7 protein-coding genes are annotated in these 9,848 nt (G+C 67.6%); 4 read left to right on the forward strand and 3 right to left on the reverse strand.

Annotated elements, in window-relative coordinates:
- Nucleotides 1–359 precede the first annotated feature (359 nt).
- The gene (locus N7640_RS19630) at nt 360–1,373 is read right to left on the reverse strand and encodes a zinc-binding alcohol dehydrogenase family protein (RefSeq protein ID WP_279905291.1); all 1,014 of its coding nucleotides are present in this window, start codon (nt 1,371–1,373) and stop codon (nt 360–362) included.
- Nucleotides 1,374–1,534: 161 nt separating this feature from the next.
- Between N7640_RS19630 and N7640_RS19635 the strand changes: the two genes are divergently transcribed.
- The gene (locus N7640_RS19635) at nt 1,535–2,449 is read left to right on the forward strand and encodes a LysR family transcriptional regulator (protein ID WP_279905290.1); all 915 of its coding nucleotides are present in this window, start codon (nt 1,535–1,537) and stop codon (nt 2,447–2,449) included.
- 6 nt (nt 2,450–2,455) lie between these two features.
- Here the strand turns inward: N7640_RS19635 and N7640_RS19640 are convergent, their stop codons facing one another.
- Both N7640_RS19640 and N7640_RS19645 read right to left on the reverse strand, forming a co-directional pair.
- A complete protein-coding gene (locus N7640_RS19640) occupies nt 2,456–3,115 on the reverse strand; it encodes a TetR/AcrR family transcriptional regulator (RefSeq protein ID WP_220811728.1) in 660 nt (219 codons plus the stop codon).
- A 258-nt stretch (nt 3,116–3,373) separates the two neighbouring features.
- A complete protein-coding gene (locus N7640_RS19645) occupies nt 3,374–4,294 on the reverse strand; it encodes a LysR family transcriptional regulator (RefSeq protein ID WP_220811730.1) in 921 nt (306 codons plus the stop codon).
- A 173-nt stretch (nt 4,295–4,467) separates the two neighbouring features.
- On the opposite strand from N7640_RS19645, the gene N7640_RS19650 reads away from it, so the two are divergent.
- From N7640_RS19650 to N7640_RS19660, 3 genes are all read left to right on the forward strand, one after another.
- On the forward strand, nt 4,468–5,814 hold the full coding sequence (locus N7640_RS19650) for an aspartate aminotransferase family protein (RefSeq protein WP_279906070.1): 1,347 nt from the start codon (nt 4,468–4,470) through the stop codon (nt 5,812–5,814).
- A gap of 141 nt (nt 5,815–5,955) precedes the next feature.
- The gene (locus N7640_RS19655) at nt 5,956–7,452 is read left to right on the forward strand and encodes a CoA-acylating methylmalonate-semialdehyde dehydrogenase (protein WP_220811734.1); all 1,497 of its coding nucleotides are present in this window, start codon (nt 5,956–5,958) and stop codon (nt 7,450–7,452) included.
- A gap of 424 nt (nt 7,453–7,876) precedes the next feature.
- A complete protein-coding gene (locus N7640_RS19660) occupies nt 7,877–9,715 on the forward strand; it encodes a sensor domain-containing diguanylate cyclase (protein ID WP_279906069.1) in 1,839 nt (612 codons plus the stop codon).
- Nucleotides 9,716–9,848: the final 133 nt, after the last annotated feature.

Here is a 9,848-nt window from a genome sequence, read left to right on the forward strand (position 1 = left end):
GCCGAGTGGAGGTGTCGCGCAGGGGGACGAGCCGCAGGGATGCGGCGAAAGAACTAGGCGTCCCCGCATAGCGGGCCAGGGATGGCCCGTGTATGCCGTGCCCCCGGAGCGGCACCGGAAGGAGGGAACCCCGCCGTAGGCGGGGCCGGATGCCGGGGTGGCCTTCTCTTTGGTTACTTTCTCTTGGCCAAACAAGAGAAAGTGACTCGCCCGGGAGGGCGAAGCCAGAGGTGTCGGAGCACTCGGTAAGCGGTTGAACGATAGTTCGCCCCGGATTTCATCCGGACTACAACCGAATCATCGAAGTTGCCGGTCCAAGGTGCGCACGGCGCACCCTACGAAGCTGCCGACAATCTGCCTCAGAAACCCTCAAGCACGATTTTGCCACGAGCCTTGCCGCTCTCCAGCAGGGCGTGGGCGCGGCGCAGGTTGGCGGCGTTGATGGTGCCGAAATGCTCGCCCAGGGTGGTCTTCAGCACGCCGTCGTCGATCAGCTGGCTGACCCGGTTGAGCAGGCGGTGCTGCTCGATCATGTCGGCGGTCTGGAACAGCGAGCGGGTGTACATGAACTCCCAGTGCAGCGACAGGCTCTTGCGCTTGAGCTTGACCACGTCCAGCTGGGCCGGGTCGTCGATCAGCGCCAGCCGGCCCTGGGGCGCCAGGGCCTCCACCAGTTGATCCAGATGCTGGTCGGTATGGGTCAGGCTGGCGACCAGGTCGACCTGCTCGATGCCGAGCGCCTTGAGCTGCGGCACCAGCGGCTGGCTGTGGTCGATCACGTGGTGGGAGCCGAGCTGCTGTACCCAGTCGCGGGTCTCGTCGCGCGAGGCGGTGCCGATCACGGTCAGGCCGGTCAGCTGGCGGGCCAGCTGCACCAGCACCGAGCCGACGCCGCCGGCGGCGCCCGTCACCAGCAGGGCCTGGCCGTCATCACCCTTGCCCTCGCGCACGCCCAGGCGCTCGAACAGCAGCTCCCAGGCGGTGACCGCGGTCAGCGGCAGGGCGGCGGCGCGGGCGAAGTCCAGCGAGCCGGGCATGCGCCCGACGATGCGCTCGTCCACCACGTGCAACTCGCTGTTGGCGCCGGCGCGGTCGATGGCGCCGGCATAGAACACCTGATCGCCCGGGCGGAACTGCCTGACCTCTGCGCCCACCTCGACCACTACGCCGGCCACGTCCCAGCCCAGCACCTTGGGCTGGCCGGCCTCCGGCGTGACCCGCTGGCGGATCTTGGTATCGACCGGGTTGACCGAGATGGCGCGCACCTCCACCAGCAGGTCGCGCGGGCCGGGCTGCGGCGCTGGCAGGTCGATATCGACCAGGGCCTCGGCGTGGTCGGCGGGCAGGGACTGGTAATAGGCGATGGCTTTCATGGGGGCAGTTCCTCGAAAGGGGCGTGGCGAAAGGGAGAAGAAGTTCCAGCTTAGCCGGTGCGGTCGGGCTGGCATTGCCGGCATGTTCGTTTATCGGGCTGGAGAGAAAAACCGGCCTGCCATAGAGTCTCTTTCAAATTTTTTTTGAAAATGGAGCCGCCATGCTGCGCTTAGACGACCTCGCCCTGTTCGTCCGCACCGCCGAACTCGGCAGCCTCTCCGCCGCCGCCCGCGAGCGGGACTGCTCGCCGGCGCTGGCCAGCGCTGCCCTCAAGCGCCTGGAAGCGGAGCTGCAGGTGCGCCTGCTGTTGCGCTCCACCCGCAGCCTGCGGCTGACCGCCGAGGGCGAGCAGTACCTGGCCCACGCCCGTGCCGCCCTGGCCAGCCTGGAGAGCGGTCGCCAGCAGCTGGCCGGCGCGCGGGCGGAGATCAGCGGGGTGATGCAGATCGCCGCGCCTTCCGACTTCGGCCGCAACGCGCTGCTGCCCTGGCTCGACCGCTTCCAGGCCGAGCGCCCGCACCTGAGCCTGCGGCTGCTGCTCAGCGACCGCAACGCCGACCTGTTCCGCCAGCCGGTGGACATCGCCCTGCGCTACGGCGAGCCGGAGGACTCCAGCCTAGTGGCCCTGCCGGTGGCGGCGGACAACCGCCGGGTGCTGTGCGCCGCGCCGGACTACTTCGCCCGCCACGGCCGGCCGCGTCACCCGGACGAACTGCGCCGGCACAACTGCCTGCTGTACATGATCGGCGGCCGGGTCCACGACCGCTGGAGTCTGGGCGACGGCAGGCGCGGCCTGGCCGTGACCGTCTCCGGCGACCGGGTCAGCGACGACGCCGACGTGGTGCGGCGCTGGGCCGTGGCAGGCAGGGGGCTGGTGTACAAATCCTGGCTGGACGTGGCGGACGATGTGCAGGCCGGGCGGCTGGAGGTGGCGTTGGGCGACTGGCCCGGCGAGCCGACGCCGCTCAACCTGATCTGCGCCCACCGCGACCAGCTCAGCGGGCCGGTGCGCCTGCTGCGCGAGTTCCTCCAGGCGCGCTGCGCCGAGCTGCTGGCGCGGGCGCCGTGGCGCTGATGCGGGTCAGCCGCGGGCGGGCGGGGTGAGGCCGCAGCCCTTGAGGATGATCCGTTCCAGGGCGGACGCGGCTTCCTCGAAGTCCGCCTTCTTCAGGCTGTTCTTGCCGGTGAACATGCAGATCTGGCTGGTGAAGTCGGCGTAGTGCTGGGTGCTGGACCAGAGCAGGAAGATCAGGTGCACCGGATCGACCGGGTCCATCTTGCCCGCATCGATCCAGGCCTGGAACACCGCGGCGCGCTGGCGGAACCACTCGCGGTAGTCCTGGTTGTAGTGGGCCGTCAGGGTCTGCCCGCCGCCGATCACCTCCATCGCGAAGATGCGCGAGGCCAGCGGCTGGGTGCGGGAGAACTCGACCTTGGAGCGGATGTAGCTGCTGAGCGCCTGGGCCGGGTCGTCGTCCACCGTCAGGCCGTTGAAGGCGGCGTCCCACTGGTCGAGGATGTTGTTCAGTACGGCGATATAGAGCCCCTGCTTGCTGCTGAAGTAATAGTGCAGGTTGGCCTTGGGCAGCCCCACCGCCTGGGCGATGCTGTTCATGCTGGTGCCTTTGTAGCCATGGCGGGCGAACTCCACCTCGGCGGCGGCGATGATGGCTTTTTCGTTCTTCTGGCGGATGCGACCGGCGGGTTTGCCGGCGCCGGGAGCAGGAGAGGCTGCTGGCATCGAGAGGGGTCCGTACTGATGATCGGTTTTGTCTGTGAACAGATAACCCACGGCGGGTCACGAAACAACCCTCGCGCGTCAAAAACGTGTGCCATTCAGACGAAGAAGACAGGGTGATCAAAAATGACCCAGGAAAGCGTCAGAAAATCGTCTTGACAAGTCGGTGCCGCTTCGCTGGAAAAATGGCGTAAGCCCTAGTGGCACGGGGCTTTCGCGTCCGGTCGGCCGTATTCGGACCGGCTGGTCCCGGTGCCGTTCTCAGAGGGTCTTCGCCAGCGCCTCGAGGAAGGTCTCCAGCACCAGTTGCGGGCGGCGCCCCTTGCGCGTCACCGAGGCCAGGGTCAGGTCGTAGAAGCGGCTGGCCGGCTTGAGCACCCGCAGGCGGCCCTGCTGAACCCATTGCTGGGCGTAGTGGTCCGGCAGGTAGCCGATATAGCGGCCGGTGAGGATGAGGAAGGCCATGCCCTCGCGGTCCGAGGCGCTGGCGGTGCAGTTCAGCACCTGGTACTGGACCTGGATCTCCGGCGGTAGGCGGAAGGTCGGGGCGATGGCGTCCTGGGCGTTGAGGCGGCTGTCGGCGAGCTGGCTGTCGTCCGCGTAGAACAGCGGGTGGCCGACGGCGCAGTAGAGCTGCGAGCGCTCGCCGTACAGCGGCTGGTATTCCAGGCCGGAGAGGGCGTGGCTCTGCGGCACCACGCCGACGTGCAGGCTGCCGTCGAGCACGCCCTGTTCCACCTCGGAGGGTGGCGTCATGCGGATCTGGATACGCACCTCCGGCCCCAGCTCCTTGAGCCGGGCCAGGGCGTGGGTGATGCGCATGTGCGGCACGGTGACCAGGTTGTCGGTGAGGCCGATGTGCAGCTCGCCGCGCAGCTCGCGGTGCAGGCCGTTGACGTTGTTGCGGAAGCTCTCCAGCGCGCCGAACAGTTGCAGCGACGACTGGTACACCTCGCGTCCTTCCTCGGTCAGGGCGAAGCCGGCGCGGCCGCGCTGGCACAGACGCAGGCCCAGGCGCTGCTCCAGATCGCTCATCTGCTGGCTGATCGCCGAACGACCGATGCCCAGCACGCTTTCGGCGGCGGAGAAGCCGCCGCATTCCACCACGCTGCGGAACAGACGCAACAGGCGGATCTCAAAATCGCTGACCTGGGCCAGGGGATCGGAACGGCGGCTGCTCATTGTTTAGTGGTCGCTTAACTTAAAGTGCGAAGATTTGGATTTTCGTGACTTTATGCCCGTGGCACCTTGCCTGGCAACAACCCGTAGGAGCGAGCTCTGCTCGCGAACCGGCCGAACAGCTTCGCGAGCAGAGCTCGCTCCTACGAACAACAAGTCTTTGTGAGAGCTAGACGATGAACATGCCGCAGACCGCCACCCCGTCCCTGGCCAGCCAGCTCAAGCTGGATGCCCACTGGATGCCGTTTTCCGCCAACCGCCAGTTCAAGCGCGACCCGCGCATCATCGTCGGGGCCGAAGGCAACATCCTGATCGACGACCAGGGCCGCCGCGTGTTCGACAGCCTCTCCGGCCTTTGGACCTGCGGCGCCGGCCACTCGCGCCGGGAAATCCAGGAGGCGGTGTCCCGGCAGCTCGGCACCCTCGACTACTCGCCGGGCTTCCAGTACGGCCACCCGCTGTCGTTCCAGCTGGCCGAGAAGATCGCCGACCTGATGCCGGGCGAACTGAACCACGTGTTCTTCACCGGTTCCGGCTCCGAATGCGCCGACACCGCGGTGAAGATGGCCAAGGCCTATTGGCGCCTCAAGGGCCAGCCGACCAAGACCCGCTTCATCGGCCGCGCCCGTGGCTACCACGGCGTCAACATCGCCGGCACCGCCCTCGGCGGCATCGGCGGCAACCGCAAGATGTACGGCCAACTGATGGACGCCGACCACCTGCCGCATACCCTGCAGCCGGGCATGGCGTTCACCCGTGGCATGGCCGAGACCGGCGGCGTCGAGCTGGCCAACGAACTGCTCAAGCTGATCGAGCTGCACGACGCCTCCAACATCGCCGCCGTGATCGTCGAGCCGCTGTCTGGCTCGGCCGGCGCGCTGATCCCGCCGACGGGCTATCTGGAGCGCCTGCGCGAAATCTGCACCCAGCACAACATCCTGCTGATCTTCGACGAAGTGATCACCGGCTTCGGCCGCCTGGGCAAGTGGAGCGGCGCGGAATACTTCGGCGTCACCCCGGACATCATCAATGCCGCCAAGCAGATCACCAACGGCGCCATCCCGCTGGGCGCGGTGATCGCCTCGAAGGAAATCTACGACACCTTCATGAACCAGCCGGCGGCCGAACACATGATCGAGTTCACCCACGGCTACACCTACTCCGCCCACCCGGTCGCCTGCGCCGCCGGCCTGGCCACCCTGGAACTGCTGGAGAAGGACAACCTGATCCAGCAGTCCGCCGAGTTGGCGCCGCACTTCGAGAGTGCGCTGCACGGTCTCAAGGGCACCAAGCACGTGGTCGACATCCGCAACTGTGGCCTGGTCGGCGCCCTGCAGATCGCCCCGCGCGACGGTGACGCGGTGATCCGCCCGTTCGAGGCCGGCCTGGCCCTGTGGAAAGCCGGCTTCTATGTGCGCTTCGGCGGCGACACCCTGCAGTTCGGGCCGACCTTCAACACCCGCCCGGAAGAACTGGACCGCCTGTTCAACGCCGTGGGCGACACCCTGAACAAGATCAACTGACCGACGCCCCCCTCTCCCTCTGGGAGAGGGCCGGGGGTGAGGGATCGCCAGGCCACACCGAGCCGTGTATGGCACCCTCACCCTAGCCCTCTCCCAACGGGGAGGGAGGACCAGACCGAATTCACATCGAGAGAGCACTTCATGAGCACCATCGCCCACCTGATCAACGGCGACATCGTCCTGAGCGGCCAGCGCACCGTGCCGGTCTACAACCCCTCCATCGGCGAGGCCGTGCGCCAGGTCGAACTGGCCGACCGCGGCACCATCCAGGCCGCCATCGACGCCGCCAAGGCCGCCTTCCCGGCCTGGCGCAACACCCCGCCGGCCAAGCGCGCCCAGGTGATGTTCCGCTTCAAGCAACTGCTGGAAGCCAACAAGGACAGGATCGCCGCGCTGATCAGCGAAGAGCACGGCAAGACCCTGGAAGACGCGGTGGGCGAACTGCAGCGCGGCATCGAGAACGTCGAGTACGCCTGCGGCGCGCCGGAACTGCTCAAGGGCGAGTTCAACCGCAACGCCGGCCCGAACATCGACAGCTGGAGCGACTTCCAGCCGCTGGGCGTGGTCGCCGGCATCACCCCGTTCAACTTCCCGGCCATGGTGCCGCTGTGGATGTACCCGCTGGCCATCGCCTGCGGCAACTGCTTCATCCTCAAGCCCTCCGAGCGCGACCCCAGTTCCACTCTGCTGATCGCCCAGTTGCTGCACGAAGCCGGCCTGCCCAGGGGCGTGCTGAACGTGATCAACGGCGACAAGGAAGCGGTGGACGCCCTGATTGAGGCGCCTGAGGTGAAAGCCATCAGCTTCGTCGGCTCCACACCGATCGCCGAATACATCTATACCGAGGCCAACAAGCGCGGCAAGCGCGTGCAGGCCCTGGGCGGCGCCAAGAACCACGCCGTGGTGCTGCCGGACGCCGACCTCGACAACACCGTCAACGCCCTGATGGGCGCTGCCTACGGTTCCTGCGGCGAGCGCTGCATGGCCATCTCCGTGGTGGTGGCGGTGGGTGACCAGGTGGCCGACAAACTGGTCGAGAAACTGGTACCGAAGATCGCCGCCCTGAAGATCGGCGCCGGCACCTCCTGCGGCCTGGATATGGGCCCGCTGGTTACCGGCGCGGCGCGCGACAAGGTCAAGGGCTACATCGACAGCGGCGTCGAGCAGGGCGCCAGGCTGGTGGTGGACGGCCGTGGCCTGGTGGTGCCGGGCAACGAGGCCGGCTTCTTCGTCGGCGGCACCCTGTTCGACGCCGTCACCCCGGAGATGACCATCTACAAGGAAGAGATCTTCGGCCCGGTGCTGTGCATCGTCCGCGTCGGCAGCCTGGAAGAGGCCATGCAGCTGATCAACGACCACGAATACGGCAACGGCACCTGCATCTTCACCCGCGACGGCGAAGCCGCGCGCCTGTTCTGCGACGAGATCGAAGTCGGCATGGTCGGCGTCAACGTCCCCCTGCCGGTGCCGGTGGCCTACCACAGCTTCGGCGGCTGGAAGCGCTCCCTGTTCGGCGACCTCCACGCCTACGGCCCGGACGGCGTGCGCTTCTACACCAAGCGCAAGACCATCACCCAGCGCTGGCCCCAGCGCGCCAGCCACGAGGCGGCGCAGTTCGCCTTCCCCAGCAACGGCTGATACGCAGCAAAAAGGCCGGTCGAGAGACCGGCCTTTTTGGGATATGTCCCCGTTAGTTGTTGCACGCCCTGTGGGAGCGGATTTATCCGCGAATTTCGCGGCCAATCGGAATGCCGCCCAGCCGCGCCCACAAGAGCAGAATTGCGCCACCAACACGTAACGAGTACATAGCTTTTTTGTCTGGCGCGGCGAGTAGGGCGGGTGAAACCCGCATCGTCGGCTGCGCGGGTTGCACCCGCCCTACCCATATCTCCTCAACCTCACGTCACATCCCCGTCCTCGACGCATTTCGCTCCGTTCAGACTTCCAACGAAAGTACCTCGCCTCCCGGCTGAATTTCCCGGAGCGCTTTCCCTATACTCAGGCTTTATGGCCCATGGCCACTGCCAGAGCCTCGCGCGGCTCGCCGGAGGGATGACGAGCAATGTCCTGGATTCGCTGTCTGCTGTGCCTGTCGCTGTGGCTGGTCTGCGGCTCGTCGTCGTTCGCCGCGCCCGTTTTGTTGCAGGAGGACAGCAGCGGGCTCGGCCTGAACGAGCGGGTCGAGCTGCTGGAGGATGTCGGCGGGCAGCTGGGCATCGACGATCTGCAACGGCCCGAGGTGCAGGCGCGTTTCCACCCGGCCGACGGGCGGGCCAGCGCCGGGCGCAGCCCCAACCCGTGGTGGCTGCGCATCACCTTGCAGCGTGGCGCGGAGGCGCCCGCGCGCTGGTGGCTGGAGCTGGGTGGCATGCTGGTGCTCGATGCGCGCCTGTACCTGCCGGACGGCAAGGGCGGGTGGACGGAGCGCGCCAGCGGCGAGCGGGTGCCGTTCAGCGAGGGCCGCGACTACCCCTACCGGCGCGGCCTGTTCCAGTTGCCGGCGCTGGGCGAGCAGCCGCTGACCCTGTACGTGCGCAGCTACGACCCCGCGGGCAACCTGTTTCCGCTGCGCATCTGGCAGCTCGGCGACCTGCAGCAGGTCAGCAGCGAGGAGAACTTTGCCTACGGCCTGATCTATGGCGTGGTGCTGGCGCTGCTGCTGTACAACCTGTTCATCCTCTTCAGCCTGCGCGACCGCGCCTACCTCTGGTACGTGCTGACCACGGGCTGCTCCCTGCTGATGATGCTGGCCATGTCCGGCCACGCCCAGCAGTACCTCTGGCCCGGCATCGCCACGCCGGTGTGGCTGGACCGGATGACGATGCCGTCGCTGTGGAGCGTACTGCTGATGCGCTTCACCATCGCCCTGCTGTCCCGGCCCGGCGGTTCGCCCTGGCCGGCGCGGGTGCTCAACGTGGTGTGCGTGCTGTACGGCGTCGCCATCCTGATCAACGCCCTGGGCATGCGCCGCGAGGCGTCGCTGATGATCGCCCTGCTGCCGGTGCTGACCATGCCGATCGCGCTGGGCTGGGCGGCCCTGCGCAGCTGGCAGGGTTTCGTGCCGGCGCGCTTGTACCTGATCGGCTACGGCTTCGTGCTGGTCAGCGCGGTGATCCTGCTGTTGCGCGCCGGCGGGGTGATCCCGCCGCTGCCGCTGATCGGCTACTTCTTTCCCCTGTCGGTCTCGCTGGAGGCCATTCTGTTCTCCTTCGCCCTGGCCTACCGCATCCAGATGCTGCGCCAGGAGAAGGCCGCCGCGCTGCGCCTGGTCGACCGCGAGAAGAGCGCGCGCCTGGCGCAGATACAGCGCAGCGCCGACGAACTGCAGAGCGCGGTGGCGCTGCGTACCGCCGAACTGGCCGAGGCCAACCAGCAGCTGCAGCATGCGGCCTTCCACGATTCGCTGACCGAACTGCCGAACCGTCGCTACCTGCTGGAGCGCCTGGACGCGGCGATGGCCGACAGTCTGCGCCGGGGCGAGTCGCTGGCGCTGCTGTTGCTCGATTTGGACCTGTTCAAGCCGATCAACGACCAGTACGGCCACGACGCCGGCGACTTCGTCCTGCGCACCCTGGCCCAGCGCCTGCAGGCGCAGCTGCGACGTGGTGACTTCGCCGCGCGCCTGGGTGGCGACGAGTTCGCCGTGCTGGTGACCGGGCCGGGCGTGAGGACGGAGCTGGCGCAAGTGGTGGCGCGGCTGCTGCAGGCGCTGAACCAGCCGGTGGAATACGACGGGGTGGCGCTGAACATCGGCGTGAGCATCGGCTCGGCGCGCTTCCCCGACGACGCCGACCAACTGACCGAGCTGTACAAAGCGGCCGACACGGCGCTGTACCAGGCCAAGCAGCGTGGTCGCGGCACCTTCGTGATGGCGCGGGAGGAAGCTTCCGGCCCGGCATAGTGGCCGTGCGCACCGGGGGCCATGCACGGGCTTGCCGGTGCGCATGGTGCACCCTACGAGAGCGGCCATTGCACCGAGCCATCGCCGTAAGTTTCTTCGCTGAGCGCTGCAGCTGCCTGCCCCTGGGTCCCCG

The sequence above is a fragment of the Pseudomonas sp. GD04015 genome, assembly GCF_029837675.1.
Lineage (GTDB): Bacteria > Pseudomonadota > Gammaproteobacteria > Pseudomonadales > Pseudomonadaceae > Aquipseudomonas > Aquipseudomonas paralcaligenes.